The organism is Nocardioides sp. NPDC087217 (assembly GCF_044744805.1).
In the GTDB taxonomy this organism is placed as follows: Bacteria; Actinomycetota; Actinomycetes; order Propionibacteriales; family Nocardioidaceae; genus Nocardioides.
In genome coordinates this window covers 19,196-35,575 of record NZ_JBIUZB010000012.1, presented here as the reverse complement: position 1 = coordinate 35,575, position 16,380 = coordinate 19,196, and the positions used below count along the sequence as shown (strand labels likewise).

The 16,380-nt window shown below is 69.9% G+C and carries 15 protein-coding genes; 2 read left to right on the top strand and 13 right to left on the bottom strand.

Annotated elements, in window-relative coordinates:
* Position 1: 1 nt before the first annotated feature.
* Positions 2–1,267, top strand: coding sequence for an alpha-L-fucosidase (locus ACIO3S_RS28570; protein WP_400470000.1), 1,266 nt, complete (start codon positions 2–4; stop codon positions 1,265–1,267).
* Here the strand turns inward: ACIO3S_RS28570 and ACIO3S_RS28565 are convergent.
* The 9 genes from ACIO3S_RS28565 to ACIO3S_RS28525 all read right to left on the bottom strand — a co-directional run bounded on the left by ACIO3S_RS28565 (position 1,264) and on the right by ACIO3S_RS28525 (position 11,005).
* A complete protein-coding gene (locus ACIO3S_RS28565; RefSeq protein ID WP_400469997.1) occupies positions 1,264–2,433 on the bottom strand; it encodes a Cmx/CmrA family chloramphenicol efflux MFS transporter in 1,170 nt (389 codons plus the stop codon). The two genes, ACIO3S_RS28570 and ACIO3S_RS28565, sit on opposite strands and share 4 nt — an antisense overlap.
* Before the next feature lie 206 nt (positions 2,434–2,639).
* Entirely contained in the window at positions 2,640–3,881 is a 1,242-nt protein-coding gene (locus tag ACIO3S_RS28560) for a DUF222 domain-containing protein (RefSeq protein ID WP_400469995.1), read from the bottom strand.
* Between the two features lie 435 nt (positions 3,882–4,316).
* The gene (locus ACIO3S_RS28555) at positions 4,317–5,069 is read right to left on the bottom strand and encodes an AAA family ATPase (RefSeq protein WP_400469992.1); all 753 of its coding nucleotides are present in this window, start codon (positions 5,067–5,069) and stop codon (positions 4,317–4,319) included.
* A gap of 58 nt (positions 5,070–5,127) precedes the next feature.
* A complete protein-coding gene (locus tag ACIO3S_RS28550) occupies positions 5,128–6,042 on the bottom strand; it encodes an ABC transporter substrate-binding protein (RefSeq protein WP_400469989.1) in 915 nt (304 codons plus the stop codon).
* Positions 6,043–6,087: 45 nt separating this feature from the next.
* On the bottom strand, positions 6,088–6,900 hold the full coding sequence (locus ACIO3S_RS28545; RefSeq protein WP_400469986.1) for an ABC transporter ATP-binding protein: 813 nt from the start codon (positions 6,898–6,900) through the stop codon (positions 6,088–6,090).
* Positions 6,897–7,955 (bottom strand): FecCD family ABC transporter permease, encoded by a 1,059-nt coding sequence (locus tag ACIO3S_RS28540; RefSeq protein WP_400469983.1) that lies wholly within the window; start codon positions 7,953–7,955, stop codon positions 6,897–6,899. Before ACIO3S_RS28540 ends, ACIO3S_RS28545 begins: the two co-directional genes overlap by 4 nt.
* On the bottom strand, positions 7,952–9,409 hold the full coding sequence (locus ACIO3S_RS28535) for a FecCD family ABC transporter permease (protein ID WP_400469980.1): 1,458 nt from the start codon (positions 9,407–9,409) through the stop codon (positions 7,952–7,954). Before ACIO3S_RS28535 ends, ACIO3S_RS28540 begins: the two co-directional genes overlap by 4 nt.
* Before the next feature lie 10 nt (positions 9,410–9,419).
* The gene (locus ACIO3S_RS28530) at positions 9,420–10,403 is read right to left on the bottom strand and encodes an ABC transporter substrate-binding protein (protein WP_400469977.1); all 984 of its coding nucleotides are present in this window, start codon (positions 10,401–10,403) and stop codon (positions 9,420–9,422) included.
* Between the two features lie 110 nt (positions 10,404–10,513).
* Positions 10,514–11,005 carry a MarR family winged helix-turn-helix transcriptional regulator gene (locus tag ACIO3S_RS28525; protein ID WP_357356624.1) on the bottom strand — a complete coding sequence of 164 codons (492 nt, stop codon included), beginning with the start codon at positions 11,003–11,005 and terminating at the stop codon, positions 10,514–10,516.
* 97 nt (positions 11,006–11,102) lie between these two features.
* Here ACIO3S_RS28525 and ACIO3S_RS28520 point away from each other — a divergent pair, with 97 nt between their 5' ends.
* Positions 11,103–12,014, top strand: coding sequence for a class III extradiol ring-cleavage dioxygenase (locus tag ACIO3S_RS28520; protein WP_350720918.1), 912 nt, complete (start codon positions 11,103–11,105; stop codon positions 12,012–12,014).
* A gap of 2 nt (positions 12,015–12,016) precedes the next feature.
* Here ACIO3S_RS28520 and ACIO3S_RS28515 read toward each other — a convergent pair whose 3' ends face one another.
* The 4 genes from ACIO3S_RS28515 to ACIO3S_RS28500 form a co-directional block, all read right to left on the bottom strand.
* On the bottom strand, positions 12,017–13,201 hold the full coding sequence (locus ACIO3S_RS28515; RefSeq protein ID WP_400469972.1) for an AGE family epimerase/isomerase: 1,185 nt from the start codon (positions 13,199–13,201) through the stop codon (positions 12,017–12,019).
* On the bottom strand, positions 13,198–14,067 hold the full coding sequence (locus tag ACIO3S_RS28510) for a carbohydrate ABC transporter permease (RefSeq protein WP_160022236.1): 870 nt from the start codon (positions 14,065–14,067) through the stop codon (positions 13,198–13,200). The genes ACIO3S_RS28515 and ACIO3S_RS28510 overlap by 4 nt, the downstream gene beginning before the upstream one ends.
* Positions 14,064–15,002 (bottom strand): carbohydrate ABC transporter permease, encoded by a 939-nt coding sequence (locus ACIO3S_RS28505; protein WP_400469969.1) that lies wholly within the window; start codon positions 15,000–15,002, stop codon positions 14,064–14,066. The genes ACIO3S_RS28510 and ACIO3S_RS28505 overlap by 4 nt, the downstream gene beginning before the upstream one ends.
* A gap of 101 nt (positions 15,003–15,103) precedes the next feature.
* Entirely contained in the window at positions 15,104–16,375 is a 1,272-nt protein-coding gene (locus ACIO3S_RS28500; RefSeq protein WP_400469966.1) for an ABC transporter substrate-binding protein, read from the bottom strand.
* Positions 16,376–16,380 lie beyond the last annotated feature (5 nt).

Here is a 16,380-nt window from a genome sequence, read left to right as displayed (position 1 = left end):
CATGCCGATCGCGTCCTGGTTCCCCGAGGCCCAGCTGGGCATCTTCGTCCACTGGGGCATCTACAGCGTCGACGGCGTCGCGGAGTCCTGGTCGTTCTACGACGGCCGGGTCCCCTACGCCGACTACATGGCCCAGCTCGACGGCTTCACCGCCTCCAGGTTCGACGCCGACGCCTGGGCCGAGCTCTTCGAGCGGGCGGGGGCGACGTACGCCGTGCTCACCGCCAAGCACCACGACGGGGTCGCGCTCTACGACACCGACGCCAACGACCTCTCCGTGGTCGAGCGGACCCCGGCGGGCCGTGACCTCGTCGCCGAGTTCGTCGAGGCCCTACGCCGCCGAGGGCTGAAGGTCGGCCTCTACTTCTCCCACCTCGACTGGTCCCATCCCGACTACGCGACCGTGCGGCCCGAGGTGCAGCACCACGTGGTGCAGGACAACCCGTACGCCGTGCCGCGGCCGGGTGCGGAGGAGCCCGAGCGCTGGGAGCGCTACCTGGAGTTCCACCGCGCCCAGATCCGGGAGGTGGTCACCCGCTACCAACCGGATCTGCTGTGGTTCGACGGCGAGTGGGAGCGCGACGAGCGGCAGTGGCGGATGCGGGAGCTGCGTGCCGAGCTGCGCGACCTCGCTCCCGAGATGGTCGTCAACGGCCGGATGCTCGGCCACGGCGACTACGTGACCCCGGAACAGGGTGTTCCGATCGTGCCGCCGGACGGCCCGTGGGAGCTCTGCCTGACCATCAACGACTCCTGGGGCTGGCAGCCGCAGGACCACAACCACAAGTCACCGCGCCAGCTCGTACGCACCTTCGTCGAGACCATCGGCGGCGGCGGCAACCTGCTGCTCGACGTCGGGCCGCGCGAGGACGGCACGATCACGCCCGAGCAGACCGAGCGGCTCGAGGCACTCGGCGAGTGGGTCGCGCGCCACTCCCCCGCGGTCCACGGCATCCGCCGCGGTCTCCCCCACGGTCACTTCTACGGTCCGACCGCCGTCTCGGCCGACGGCCGGACCCTGTTCCTCTACGTCCTGGACCGGCCCAACGACTACGTCGTGGTCCGCGGCCTGCGCAACCAGGTCCTGAAGGCGTACGTCCTCGGGTCCGGCGCCGAGCTCGACCATCAGCGCATCGGCGGCCTCCACGAGGTCCCCGGCTGGGAGTACGTCTTCACCACCGACGACGTCCTCGACCCGCTGTGCACCGTCATCGCCCTCGAGCTCGACGGCGAGGTGTCGGTGCACCGCGAGCACGAGTCGCACTAGCCGAGGCGTGCGGGCACCGACGTCATCAACGCGCGCCTCGAGAGGAGCATGACCAGGAGCGCCAGCGTGGTCAGCGCCGCGGCGACCCACACCGGTGCCAGCGCGCCCGCTCCGGTCGCCAGGCCGAGAGCACCGAGCACGGGCCCGGCCGCGGCTCCGGTGTTCAGGGCCGCGGTCGCGTACGCCCCCGCCATCGTCGGCGCGCCCGAGGCGGCGTAGAGCACCCGCGCGATCAAGGTGCTGCCAACCCCGAACGCCAGCATGCCCTGGACGAGGACCAGGCCGAGGAGGAGCCCGGGACGAGGCGCGGCGAGCGCCAGCGCGATCCAGCCGACCGGCAGCAGCGGGCCGCCCACGGCGAGCACGAGGCCGGGCCGGTGGTCCGAGAGCCGCCCGGCGAGCGTGACGCCGAGGAACGACCCAACCCCGAACATCACCAGCATCACCGAGATCCACACCTCGGCCAGGCCCGCGGTCCCGGTCACGACCGGCGCCAGGTAGGTGACCGCCGCGAAGGTGCCGCCGTTGACCAGGGCACCGAGGCCCATCGCGAGGAGGAGACGGGGCGAGCGGAGCCAGCCGAGCTCGGCACGCAGCCCGGGGGTGACGTCGGTCCCGCCCGGAGCGGACCCGACACCCCGGAGGATCCCGATGGCCGCAGGAACGCACAGCAGCGCGATCGCCCAGAAGGTCGTCCGCCACCCGGCCGCGGTGCCGAGCAGCGCCCCGGCCGGAACGCCCGCCACCATGGCGATCGTCGTTCCTGACAGCAGAATCGCCAGCGCGCGTCCCTTCTGGTCCCCGGGCACGAGCCTGGTGGCCGCGCTCAGGGCGACCGCGAGGAAGCCCGCATTGGCGAAAGCGCTGAGCACGCGGGCGGCGAGCAGGAGCGGGAACGCGGGCGTGACCGCCCCGAGAACATGGCAACCGGCGAACACGAGCAGACAGACGAGCAGCGCGAGCCGTGGCGGCCAGCGTCGGGCGAAGGCAGCCATCACAGGAGCGCCGACGACGATGCCGACGGCGAACGCAGAGGTCAGCAGACCCGCCGTACCGACGGAGACGTCCAGGTCAGCGGCGATCGCGGGGACGAGCCCAGCGAGCATGAATTCAGAGGTGCCCATGACGAAGACCGCCAGGGCGAGCAGGTAGAGAGCGAGAGGCATCGAGTACTCCGAGGTGAGAGGTCACAGGGACGCTTCTGGTCACCACGGCCGGAAGCCCGGAGTACGCCGCACTCACCCGCACGAAAGGCGGGTGGCGCTGCTCAGCGGTTCACGGGGCTGGCGGTGTGACCGGCAGCCCCCGACCTGTCCGACTCGGGACTCGACATGCCCCGGACACTACCCGAAGGCGTCACCACGGTCTCGGCTCATGTCCGGCGCGTGAATCGGATGTCGCCGTTGGGGAGGCGTTCGTGGAGGTATGCGGCGTCGTGGGCGCGGTGGTGGTGATGGCTGCAGAGCAGGGCGGCGTTGTCGAGGTCGGTCGCACCGCCTTGGGCCCATTCGATCCAGTGGTGGGCTTCGGCCCAGGTGCCGGGGATGTCGCAGCCCCCGGCCTCGCAGGTCGCTGACCTGAGCAGGAGGGCTCGGCGTTGGGCTGCGGTGAAGAAGCGTTCCTTGCGGCCCAGGTCGAGGACCTCGGAGGCGCCGCCGAGGACGGCGGGGATGATGTTCGCGGTGCAGGCCAGCCGTCGGGCTTCGGCGGCGGTGATCGGGCTGCCACCGATGATCTGGGCGATGCCGGCTTCTTTGCGGAGCTGGTCGAGGTCGATGGTGACGATCACCGTGGTGGCATCGCCGCCGTGGATCGGCAGCCGGGCTGGGTCGAGGGTCTCCAGCAGTTGGCAGAACGCGCGTCCCAGGCGGCGGTCGTAGGGCAGGTACTCACCTGTGTCGGCGCGGGTGCCGTCATCGCGTCGGGGTGAGGCGAACGCCTCCAGGGCGGTGGCCAGCCGGTCCGCGGTTGCGTCCGGGACCACCGCCGTGATCCGGGTGGTGCCGTCCCCAAGACGCCGCATCGCGAGTCGGGTCTTCTTGCGGGCGTGGGCTTCCTCGGCGGCGAGGCGTTTCGCCTCTTCCGCTTCGGCGATCTCCGGGGCGATGACGTCGAGGATCCGGCGACCCAGGCGACGCAGCTGGGTCGGGTCGAACCGGGTCGCGTAGCCGACCAGGGCCTCTTCGGCCGTGGTCTTGATCTCGTGGTCGAGATCTGCCGGCAGGTCGTCGAGGGCATTCACGATCACGTGGGCTTGGGCCGGGTTGCAGGCACCACGGCGCATCGCCTCCGCGACCTGGTGATAGGTCCTGTCCAAAGCCTCAGCTAGCCGGAGGTCGGCGCGGAGGGTCTCGGGGCGCTGGTGGGTGTGGTGATGCAACCACGCCGCGACATCCCGCGCCGCGGACTCGGCGGCCACATCACCGGCCGTGGCGAGCACCCGCAGCTCGAGCTCAGCCAACTGCGCCTTCGCGCGAGCGATCTCGAGCAGCGCGGTGGCCTTCTGGCCGGTGGCCATGAACACCGGACATGCCTCAGAGACACGGGCAAGCGAGGCAGTGACCGCGACCACCGCCCCCAGCACGGGGTGCTGGGGCTGTTGCAGCGTGGTCATCGAACCGGTCACCTCCCGACGTACGAACTCAAGGGTTTCTGCCTGTGCAGAATCCCGGTTGGTTCGCTGGTCTCGGAGGCCCGGCAGTACGGGCTATTACTTACCCTCGCAGCTCAGCGTGCACGCCCCTGGTTCCCCTGGATTACCCCACCCCCGTTGTGTCTCGGGTGGATAGGGCACGCCTCTTTCGAGGTGGTCGGCCTTCACGTTTACGCCTGCGCCGAGCCTACCACACAACGCAAACCAATGAACCCAATCAGGGACAGATATCCCCAACCAAACCCAGACCGCTGCTGGAAGCCCGCAAGACACCCGAATGGCACCCACCCCAGACACCCTGCTTCTAAATCTCCCAACCCAAGCAACGTATTGGCCCCACCCACGCTGGAACCCAGGCACAAGGCACTAGCACCACAGAACCCGCGGCCATGTTCATCAGTCCTCCAGGACGTACCGCAGATATCGCTCCGGATTCGCCAGGAACCGACGCGTCAGGTTGACCGGTTCGGCGTCGTCGTAGGAAACCTGCTGCATCCGCCCGTCCTCGTCGAACTGCAGGATCCTCGCTCCGGGCACCGATAGCAGGACCGGGGAGTGGGTGGCGATGATGAACTGGGATCTCTCGTCGGCAAGCTCGATGATGCGCGCGACCAGCGCCAGGCAGCCCTTCACCGAGAGCGCGGCCTCGGGCTCGTCGAGGATGTAGAGGCCGTCGGGCCTGAACCGGTGCATCACCAGGTCGAGGAACGACTCGCCGTGGGAGCGCTCGTGCAGCGAGGTTCCGCCGTACGCGGGTAGGAGCGGTTCCGGCTCGGCCTGGTCGAGACGCTCGATCTCGGTGGCGACGTTGTAGAAGGACTCCGCGCGCAGGAAGTATCCGTTGCGCGGCCGCTTGAGCCCGCGCTCGATCATGATGTAGTCGGCGAGCGACGACTCGGTCGCACGGGTGGCGAACCGGAAGGAGGTGGAGCCGCCCTCGGCGTTGAACCCGGACGCGACCGCGATCGCCTCGATGATCGTCGACTTCCCGGTGCCGTTGTCGCCGACCAGGAACGTGACCCGCTCGTCGAAGTCGATCCCGTCCCCGCCGGCCAGCTCGCGGACGACCGGCAGGGTGAACGGATATCGACCGGTGTCATGGCGCGGATCGAGCGTGACCCGGGCGATGTAGCGTTCGTCGAACCGCATGGACGCCAGTATGGAGCGCAGCTCGGTGCGACTCGATACCGGCGTCCGCGTGGTCAGCTCAGCCGAGCTCCTTCTCGAACTGGGCGAGGATCTGCTGGGCAGCCTGGATGCCGATGCCGCTGAGCAGGTCGTCGTTGATGTCGTGGACCTGACCGGACTCGACCGCGGGGATCCGCTGCCACAGCGGCCCGCCGAGCACCTTGGCCTTGTCGGTGTCGCCCTCCGGGCCGTACGTGCTGACGTAGAGGTGGTCCGCCTGGGCGGTGGTGACCTGCTCGGGCGAGATCTCGAGGTAGGTGTCCTCGCCCACCGCCTGCTCCGGGACGGTCAGGCCCATGTCGTCGAGGATGACGCCGGAGAAGGACTTGTCGGAGTAGAGCCGGATCTGGCCGGGGAGGAACCGGACGATCGACAGGGTCTTGCCGGTGCCGACGGTCTGGCCGAGCGCGGCGGCGTCGCTCTCGAAGTCGGCGAGCATCCTCTCGGCCTCGTCGGTCTTGTTGAGCGCGTCGGCGTACAGCAGGAAGTTGTCCTTCCAGGTGTCGCCGAGGTCGGGCGCGAGCACGGTCGGGGCGATCGCGTTCAGCTGGTCGTAGATCGCCTCGTGGCGGACCGTGCTGGACAGGATGAGGTCGGGGTCGAGGGCCGCGATCTTCTCGAGGTTGGGCTCGGAGATGGTGCCCACCTCCTCGATCCCCTCGGTCTGGTCGCCGAGGTAGCTGAGGAAGTCGGTGGCCACGTCGATGCGTACGGCACCGACGGGCTTCACGCCGAGCGCGAGCGCGTCGTCGAGCTCTCCGGTGTCCAGGACCACGACCCGCTTCGGGGCCACGGGCACCTCGGCCACGCCCTTGGCGTGCTTGACCTCGCGGGTCTCGGCGGCGGCCTCCTCTCCCGAGGAGCTGCCGCCGCAGGCGGTGAGGACGAGGGCGGCGGCGAGCATGGCAGCGACGCCGGACAGGTGCTTGCGCACGTGGTTTCCTTTCATCATGGCGTTCCCCGGTCTTCCGGGGCACGTTCAGTGCTGGACGATGGGCGCGGAGCGGCGCACGCCGATCGGGACGATCATCGGGCGGCCCGAGACCGGGTCGACGAGCACCTGGCTGTCGAGTCCGAAGACGTCGCGGAGCAGCTCGGCGGTGATGAGCTCGTCGGGCGCGCCGGAGGTGACGATGCGCCCCTCGCGCATCACGATCAGGTGGTCGCTGTAGCGGACCGCCAGGTTGAGGTCGTGGAGGACCATGACGACGGTGCGCTGCAGGTCGGCGTGGAGCTTGTCCACGAGGTCGAGCACCTCGACCTGGTGAGCCAGATCGAGGTACGTGGTCGGCTCGTCGAGCAGCAGGATTTCCGTCTCCTGCGCCAGGGCCATCGAGATCCAGGCCCGCTGGCGCTGCCCGCCGGAGAGCTCGTCCACGGGGCGGGTGGCGAGCTCCTGCATCCCGGTCAGCCGAAGCGCCGCGTCGACCTCGGTCTCGTCGTCGCTGGACCATTGGCGCAGCCACGACTGGTGCGGGTGACGCCCCTTGGCCACCAGGTCGGCGACGGTGAGGCCTTCGGGCGCGGTGGGCGACTGCGGCAGGATGCCGAGCACCTTCGCGACCTCACGGGTACGCATCGAGGTGATCGCCTTGCCGTCGAGCAGCACCTGCCCGGAGCGGGGCTTGAGCAGCCGCGCGACGGCCCGCAGGAAGGTCGACTTGCCGCAGCCGTTGGGGCCGATGATCGTGGTGACCTTGCCGGACGGGATCTCGGTGGTGAGACCGTCTGCGACGACCCGGTCGCCGTAGGCGAGGACCAGGTCCTCCGCCGTGATCTGGTGCTCGCTCATCGCGACAGCCTCCGGTTGGTGCGGATGATCAGATACATCAGGAAGGGGCCTCCGATGGCGGTGGTGACGATCCCGACCGGGAGCTCGACGGGCAGGAGCACGCGCGCGACGTAGTCGCTGCCCACCACCAGGGCGGCGCCGGTGAGCGCCGAGGCGATCAGCGGCGGCCCAGGGGTGCGGGCGATGCGGAGCGCGACCTGGGGTGCGACGAAGGCGATGAACCCGATCGGTCCGGCCGCGGTGACGCACATGGCGGCGAGCAGGACCGAGGCGATCAGCAGGACCGACTGGCTGAGCTGCACCCGTACGCCGAGCGCGCGGGCGGTGTCGTCGCCCAGCTTGAGCGCGGAGAGCTGGAAGGTCGAGGCCAGGGCGACCATGCCGATGGCCCCGACCGCGACGGCGGCGGGCACGGCGTCGTCCCAGCCCCTGCCGTTGAGCGACCCGTTGAGCCAGACGGTCGCCTCCTGGGCGTCCCAGATCTCGCCGATGACGAGCATCCAGTTGGTCAGTGCGAGCAGGATGCCGTTGACGGCCACTCCGATCAGGACCAGCCGGAAGCCCTCGATCCCCCGTCGCCAGGCGAGCAGGTAGATCACGACCCCGGTCAGCAGACCGCCCCCCATGGCCGCCGCCGGCACCCCGATGGTGGTGCCCAGGAAGGCGGTGCCGCCGAAGACGATCACCGCGACCGCCCCGGCGCTGGCGCCGGCGGTGATGCCGAGCAGGTCCGGGCTCGCCAGCGGGTTGCGGGTGATCGACTGCCAGATCGCCCCCGACATCGCGAAGCCGGCGCCCACGAGGAGGCCGACCACGGAGCGCGGCAGGCGCAGGTCCCAGACGATGAACCGCTCGGCCTCGTTGCCACCGCCGAGGATCGCCGCGGCCGTGTCGGGCACGCTGATCGGGTAGTCGCCCTGGCCGACGTTGAGGCACACCAGCAGGAAGACCAGCACGAGGAGGCCGACGTTGACCGTGACCAGGCGGGGGCGCCAGACCATCGTCACCGGCCCCCACCCGAAGCGCGGACGGCCGGGCACGAGCGTCGTCGTCACAGGGTCACCAGCTTCCGGCGGCGTACGAGAGCGATGAAGAACGGCGAGCCCACCAGAGCCAGGACGATGCCGACCTGGAGCTCGCCGGGGCGCGCGGCGACCCGGCCGAGGATGTCGCAGGTGATGAGCATGACGGCCCCGATCAGGGCGGAGCACGGCAGCAGCCACCGGTAGTCCGGCCCGGTGAACGCCCGCGCGATGTGGGGTACGGCGAGGCCGATGAACGCGATCGGCCCACAGGCCGCGGTGGCCGCCCCGGCGAGCAGGGTGATCGCGGTGATCCCGAGGGTGCGGTTCAGGGCGACGTTGGTGCCGAGCGAGCGGGCGACCTCCTCGCCGAGGCTGATTACGTTGAGCCCGGGTGCGTTGACCATGGCGAGCACGAAGCCGAGGGCGAAGAAGGGCAGCAGCGGCACCAGGATCTCGAGTCCTCTGCCGGCGACCGAGCCGACGATCCAGAAGCGGTAGGCGTCGAGGGTGGTCTGGTCGAGAAGCACCACGGCGGAGGTGATGGCGGAGAGGAAGGCCGCCACCGCAGCGCCGCCGAGGACGAGGGAGACCGGCGAAGGGCTGCCGCTCCCGACCGCGGAGAGCCCGAAGACGGCGAGGCTGGTGATCAGAGCACCCGCGAGCGCGAACCAGATGTAGCCGACCGGGCTCGTCACGCCCAGGAACGTGATCGCCAGGACCACCGCGCACGCGGCACCGGCGCTGACGCCGAGGATTCCGGGGTCGGCGAGCGGGTTGCGGGTGTGTCCCTGGATGAGCCCGCCGGCGAGGCCGAGCGCGATGCCGGTGACGAGGCCGAGGAGGGTCCGGGGCGTACGCAGGTCGCGGACGATCAGGTCGGCCTCGGTGGGGGTGATGTCGTACGGCGGGAGGAGACCGTGCCAGATCTCACCGAAGCTCAGCGGCCGGGAACCGACGGCGACGCTCGCCAGGAGCAGGACCGCCAGGATCACCAGCAGCGCGAGCAGGCCGGTGATTCGGCGCAGACGCAGCTTCGCCGGGGTGAGATCGACCTCGATCTCGGCGAAGCCCTCGTCCATGGCCGTGATCCGGCGCACGACCTGTCGCGGCGCGAACAGCAGGCTGCGGCGTACGCCGAGCGGGCGGCCGTCGCGGCCCCGGGCGATCAGCCCGAGCCAGGTCTTGCCGGTCGAGGCGCCCCGCCTGCCCTCGGCGAACCCGCGGTTCCACACCAGGACGGCGGCCGCGACGGCGAGCGCGAAGCCACCGAAGACCACCCGGTCCACGGTGCCGCCACCGTTCGCGTCACGCAGCGAGTGCACGACCAGCGCGCCGACGACGAGCGGCAGGGCCACCAGGGCGAGGTCGACGACCGCCGCCGTCGCCCGGAGGGCGATGGGCGCACGCCCACGCGGGACCTGCACCCTGGTGTGGTCCGCGCGCGCCGTGACGGCCTCGCCCGAGGCGAGGTCACTGAGACGCACGTCGTGCCCGTCAGCCCTGCTCGAGGACCTGGGCGGCCTCGAGCTGGTCGGCGTACCCGCTGAAGATCTTCGCGTACGCCTGGTAGCTGTAGGGCGCGGCCGGGTACCAGAGGTCCTGCTGACCGCCGGCGACGGCGGGCAGGCGCTTGAAGATGTCCTTCTTCTCGAGCTCCGCAAGACCGCCGGTGTCGCGGGCGTCGACCAGGAGCAGGTCGGCGTGGTACTTGCCGATGTTCTCCAGGCTGACCGGCTCGAAGATCCCCTGCTCGTCGGGCGTCACCTTAGGGAACTTCACGCCGAGCTCGGCGAGGTAGGCGAGGTCGGGGTGCTCGGGAGCGTTCGCGAAGTAGATCTCCTCGCCGTAGCTCGACACGGCCAGCACGGTGAGGTCAGGGTTCTTCTTCACGGCCGCCTTGATCCGCGCGACGGCGTCGTCGAACTCGGCCTTCGCGTCGTCGACCTCCGGCTTCGCGCCGAGGTCCGTCGCCAGCTTGTTGAAGGCCTCGATCTGCTCGGTCACCGAGAGCCCGGTCAGCGGCATCCCGATGGTGGGCGCGAGCTTCTCCACCTGCTTCTCCACCTCGGCGGCGTACCAGAGCGTCTTCTTGTCGAAGGTCATGTCGATCAGCAGGTCGGGGTTCATCGCCGCGTACTCCTCGACGTTGAACTCGCCGAAGGCCTTGCCCAGGACCTTCGTCTGGGAGACGTCGAGGTTGCCGATGAGGTAGTTCTCCGTATCGGGCAGGTCGCCGTACACGCCGTCGACCTCGAGACCGTTGTCCCACAGCGCCGCGGCGGCGCTGGCCTGGGCGACGATCGTCTCGGGCGTGCCGTCGATCTCGACCGTCTTGCCACGGGCGTCCTCGTAGACGAAGGCCGAGCCGGCACCGTCAGCGTCGTCGGAGGCATCGGTGGAGCCGCCACAGGCGGTGAGGGTGAGGACGGCAAGGGCGGCGGCGGCCGCGAGTGGGCCCATACGGAAACGACGGTTCACGGGGGTTCCTTCAGGTTTGCGCTCGGGTCAGGTCGGCGCCGAGCCACCAACCAAGGTTAGGGTAACCTAACGCGACCCAGCGGCCGGGCGCCATCCCCTCCCCTGGATCCCTAACCAGCCTCCGGGTCGATCGGCGGCCTTCTCGCTCCGGTCGGATCCAGCCGGTCGAGGATGGTCCCGGCGATCTCGGCCAGCTGGTCCACCTGCTCAGGACTCAGCGAGTCGAAGACGTACTCCCGCACCGCGTCCACGTGACCAGGAGCGGAGGCGACCATCTTCTCGTGGCCCGCCTCGGTGAGACGTACGTTGGTCGCGCGGCGGTCGCCCGGGCAGGTGTGGCGCTCGATGAGGCCGCGGTCGACCAGGCGCTTGACCACATTCGAGAGCCGCGGCAGCGTCGAGTTGGTGTAGCCGGCCAGCTCTGTCATCCGCAGGGTCCGGTCCGGCACCTCGGAGAGCATGGCCAGCACGCCGTAGTCGAAATGGGTCAGGCCGGCATCGCGGCGCAGCTGGGAGTCGAGGGCACCCGGGAGGAGCTCGAGCACAGCGATGAGGCGAACCCATGCCGCCCGCTCCGCCGGCGACAGCCAGTTGCCCTCCACGCCACGGAGTGTGCCGCAGAAAGTTGCGTGGAACAAACAACGGTCCTCTAGAGTTAGTTCAAGCAACAACTATTGGGTCAAACCGCAGGAGACCGCCATGACCACCGCACCCGAGAGCACGACCGCCGCCGCGGACGCCCGCCTCCCGCAGACGCATCCGTTCGCCCAGCACCTGCGGACGGTCCAGGCACGCGAGGCGGCCGACCCGCATCGCGTCTGGACGCCGGCGGACGGGCCGCTGCCGAGCCTCTACCTGTCCCACGGCGGTGGCCCGCTGCCGCTGCAGAGCCCGGAGTGGCTCGACCCGCTGCACGCCTGGGCACGGTCGCTGCCCCGACCGAAGGCCATCCTGGTCATCTCCGCCCACTGGGAGTCGGCGCCGCTCTCGATCAGCGCCACCCATCCCGACGAGCTGGTCTACGACTTCGGCGGCTTTGACCCGATCTACCACTCGGTGCGCTATGACACCCCGGACGCGAGCGAGCTCGCCCGCACCACCGCGGCGCTGATGCCCGACGCCGAGACCGCCCACCAGCACACCCGCCGCGGCCTCGACCACGGCGCCTGGGTGCCGCTGAAGATCATGTACCCGGCCGCCGACATCCCGGTCGTGCAGCTCTCGCTGCCCACCGAGGACCCCGACAAGCTGCTCGCCCTCGGCGAGCGCCTGCGGCCGCTGCGCGAGGAGGGCGTGCTCGTGGTCGGCTCGGGCCACATGACCCACGGGTTGCCTTACCTCACCCGCGAGTCCATGACCGAGAACAAGCCCGCCGGCTGGTCCTCCGACTTCGACGCCTGGGCGGCCGAGGCCCTGGACCGCGGCGATGTCGCCGAGCTGGCCAGGTTCCGCACCGCCGCCCCCGGCATGCCGTACGCCCACCCGACCGTCGAGCACTTCACCCCGCTCTTCGTCACCCTGGGCGCGGCCACGGACCCGACGGCCCCAGTCACCACGACCCTGGACGGCTACGGCCTGGGCCTCTCCCGTCGCTCGTTCCAGGCGGCCTGAGGCTACCGGCGCAGCTGCACCGACAGCACCGGGGCGAGCGGCATCCGGGCGAGCAGCAGGGCCTGGTAGGCGTGGTAGACGTCGGGTTTGCCGTGCCAGATCACGTGCGAGGGACGGTTGTGCTCGTCCAGCTCGTGGTGCCAGCTGCCGAGCTCGCGGTCGATCAGGTGAGTCTCGATGTACGCCTCGAACCGCAGGCGCCACTCGTCATAGCCGGTCTCGCCGGTGCGGGTGTGCAGGGCGCCGGCGGCGGCGAGCGCCTCCGCGGCCACCCAGTGCAGCCGTAGCCGGGTGACCGGCGTTCCGTCCCACGAGGTCGTGTAGACGAAGCCGGTCTCGCCGTCGGCGGACCAGCCGACCTCGACCGCGCGCGCGAAGAGCGCCCGCGCATCCTCGACCAGCCACGACGGCGCGTCCGGCAGGGTCGCGTCCAGGTGCAGGAGCAGCCGGGACCACTCCAGCAGGTGCCCGGGCGTGCAGCCGTAGGGCCGGAACGGGTCGCCGGGACGGTCGGCGTTGTAGTCCGGCAGCGGCGACCAGGAGAGGTCGAAGTGCTCGGGCAGGTCGTAGCCGTGGGAGCGGGCGACATCGTGGATCAGATGCTCGGCGATCGCGAGCGCCCGCTGGTGCCAGGCGGCGTCGCCGGTGACGTCACCCGCGGCCAGGAACGCCTCCACGGTGTGCATGCTGGAGTTGGCCCCGCGATAGGCCTCCCCCGACGCCAGGTCGCGCTCGAGGCTGTCGACCACTCGGCCGGAGTCGTCGAGGAAGTGCTGCTGCATCACCCCGAGCGCCTCGTCGAGCAGCGCGTCCGCACCGGGCACACCGGCCGCGACGCCGCTGCTCGCGGCCAGGATCACGAAGGCGTGGGCGTAGGCCTCCTTGAGGGTGCCGACCGGCTCACCCTCGGCCGAGACCGAGGCATACCAGCCACCGAGCTCGTCGTCGCGCAGTGCGCCGCACAGGGCTCGGACGCCGTGAGCGGCGAGGTCGGCGGCGTCGTCCGCGTCCCCGCGCAGGTGCGCGAGGGCGAAGACATGGGTCATCCGGGCGGTGATCCAGGTGTGCACCGGCTCGGCCGGGTCCGGGCGACCCGACTCGTCCAGCCACCAGAAGCCGGCCGGCGAGGCCGCCGACGGCCGGGCGAACCCGGCCAGCCGGCGGCACTCGGCGTCCGCATCGATCATCCCTTGACCGAGCCTGCCATCAGCCCGCCCACGAAGTAGCGGCCGAGCAGGATGTAGATGATCAGGGTCGGGACGGACGCGATCAGCGCGCCCGCCATGCTGGCGGAGTAGTCCTGGAGCTGACCGCTCGCCAGGAAGTTGAGCGCGATCGTCACCGGCCCGTTGCGCGAGGTGGAGAAGAAGAGCGCGAACAGGTAGTCGTTCCAGGCCGAGGTGAACTGCCACATCAGCACCACCACGAACGCCGGCGCGGAGATCGGCAGGATGATCGAGGCGTACGTCCGGAGCATGCCGGCGCCGTCGACCCGAGCGGCCTCGACGAGCTCGACCGGGACCCCCGCGTAGTAGTTGCGGAAGATCAGCGTGGTGATCGGCAGGCCGTAGACCACGTGCAGCACGATCAGGCTCGGGACGCCCGAGGGGACGCCGAGGTTGCTCATCAGCTGGACCAGCGGCACCATCACGGCCTGGTAGGGGATGAACATCCCGAACAGGATCAGCGTGAACACCACGTCGGCGCCCGGGAAGCGCCACTTCGAGAGCACGAACCCGTTCATCGAGCCGAGCACCGAGGAGATGATCGAGGCCGGGATGACCATGGCGAAGGTACGTCCCAGGGCCGGCCCGAGCTGCTCCCAGGCGCGCGACCAGCCGGCCGTCTCCCAGGACTCGGGGAGCTTCCAGGCGTTGGCGGGGGTCGCGTCGCCGAGACCCTTGAAGCTGGTGACGAGCAGCACGTACGCCGGGAGCAGGACGATCAGCGCGAAGGTGATCAGCAGGACGTACTTGACGGCGCGCCAGATCCCGCGCGAACGCTCGCCCGGGATCTTGCTCGCGACGGCTGCCGGGATGGCATCGGTAGTCATCGGCGGCGCTCCTGACGGTAGGTCGAGACGAGGTAGGGAACGATCAGGATGGCCACGATCACCAGCAGGATGGTGCCGATGGCGGCCGACTTCGCGTAGTCGCCGCGGGTGAACTCGATCCACATCTGGGTGGCCGGCACCTGGGTCGTGTAGTTGGTCTGGCCCGCGATGGCCATGATCAGGTCGAAGACCTTCAGCGACATGTGGCCGATGATGATGATCGCGGAGAGGGCGACCGGGCTCAGCTGCGGGAAGATGACGTGGCGGTAGAGCTGCCACTCCGAGGCGCCGTCCATCCGGGCCGCCTCGCGCAGCTCCTCGGGAATGCCACGGAAGCCGGCCAGGAAGAGCGCCATCACATAGCCGCTGAGCTGCCAGATCGCGGGAACCGCGATCGCGAGGATGCCCCACCGCTCGTGGGTCCACCACGGGTTCTGCAGGAAGTCGAGGTGGAGGGTGTCGAAGAGCCGGTTCAGGCCGGAGGCACGGTCACCCTCGGCGTTGTTGAGCAGCCAGCGCCAGACCACACCGGAGGCGACGAACGAGACCGCCATCGGGAACAGGTAGATGGCCCGGAACAGCGACTCGCCGCGGGCCTTGCGCTCGAGCAGCCACGCCCACAGGAACCCCAGGCACAGGGTGCCGATGAGGAACGTCGCGGTGTAGAGCAGCAGGTTGCGCAGCGAGTAGATGAAGTCGTCGTCGGCGAACAGGTCGCGATAGTTGTCCAGACCGGCGAAACCCTGGGACGGCCCGATGTTGTGGCGGTCCTGCAGGGACGTGTTGATGTTGGACCCGATCAGGCCGTAGACGAAGACACCGATGACGATGACGGTCGGCAGGATCAGGAGTACGGGTGCGACCCACCCGTGGCCGCCGATGCGGCCCTTGGGCCGTCGGGGCCGCTTGACGGCGCTGGGCACCGTGGAGGACATGTGTCCGTCCTTTCACAAGGGGCGGCCGAGGGGCCACGGCAGCTGGTGCGGCCGCAACCCCTCGGACCAGATGATCTCGTCAGGCTCGGGAGAGCCCGGGGTCACTCGGGCTTGTTGTCCTCGGCGGCCTCGGCGAGGCCCTCCTGGAGCTCGGCGACGTCCTTGTTGCTGCCGAACTTGGCGACGGCGGCGGTGATGTCGGTCAGCCAGTTGACCGAGGTCGCGGCGCCGTGGGCGAGCGAGGACACGATCTCGTCCTCACCCCACGACTTGATCGCGGTCTGCTGGTACTCACCGAAGTCCGCGGTGTCGGCCGTGGTGCTGGCCGGGATCGAGCCCTTCGCCTTGTTGAAGGCCACCTGTCCCTCGTCGCTGGCGATGGTGTCGAGCCAGGCCTCGGTGCCCTCGGGGTTGGGGCCGTCCACCGGCATGGTGAACGAGTCGGCCAGGAAGTCGAAGACGCCGTCGGTGCCCGGGACCGGGACCGCGGTGTAGTCGGTGCCCAGCGTCTTCTTCTGCTCCTGGAAGGCGGCCTCGGCCCAGTCGCCCATGACGTTGAACGCGGCCTCGCCGTCGATGACCAGCTGGGTAGCGTCCGGCCAGTCGAGACCCTGGCGGTCGGTGTTGGTCAGCGAGAGAAGCGTGTTGTAGTCAGCCAGAGCGTCCTTGACCTCGCTGCCGCCCCAGTCGGTCGTGCCGTCCCACAGACCGTTGTACGCCTCGGCGCCCAGATCGGCGAGGAGCACGGTCTCGAGCAGGTGGACCTGGGTCCAGTCGGTCGCGATCGAGAGCGGGATGATGCCCTTGGCCTTGATCGTCTTCAGGTCGGCGATCCACGCGTCGAGCGAGTCGTACGTCTTGTTGGCCTCGATACCGGCCTTCTCCAGGACGGCCGGGTTGGCCCAGAGCACGTTGGCGCGGTGGATGTTCGAGGGGACGGAGTAGATGCCGCCGTCCTGGGTCAGGCGCTCGAGCAGGCCCTCCGGGAACTGCTCGTTCCAGCCCTTCTCCTCGTAGAGGTCGGTGAGGTCCTCGATCTGGCCGGCGTTGATGTAGTCGGTCAGCTCGGCACCCGCGTGCGCCTGGAAGGTGGCCGGCGGCTCACCGTTCTGCAGGCGGGACTGGAGCACGTTCTTGGCGTCGCTGCCGGCGCCACCGGCGACGGCACCGTTGACGAACTTCAGGTCGGGGTTCTGCTCGTCGAACACCTTGACCAAGGCGTCGAGCCCGGCCTTCTCACTGCCCTCGGCCCACCAGGTGAAGACCTCCACCTCATCGGTGCTGCCGCTCTCGTTGTCACTTCCGCAGGCGGACACCGCCAGCAGGCTCAGGGCGGCCAGGCCGGCGGCCAGGGCCTTACGCGTTGCGTTCATCTTTG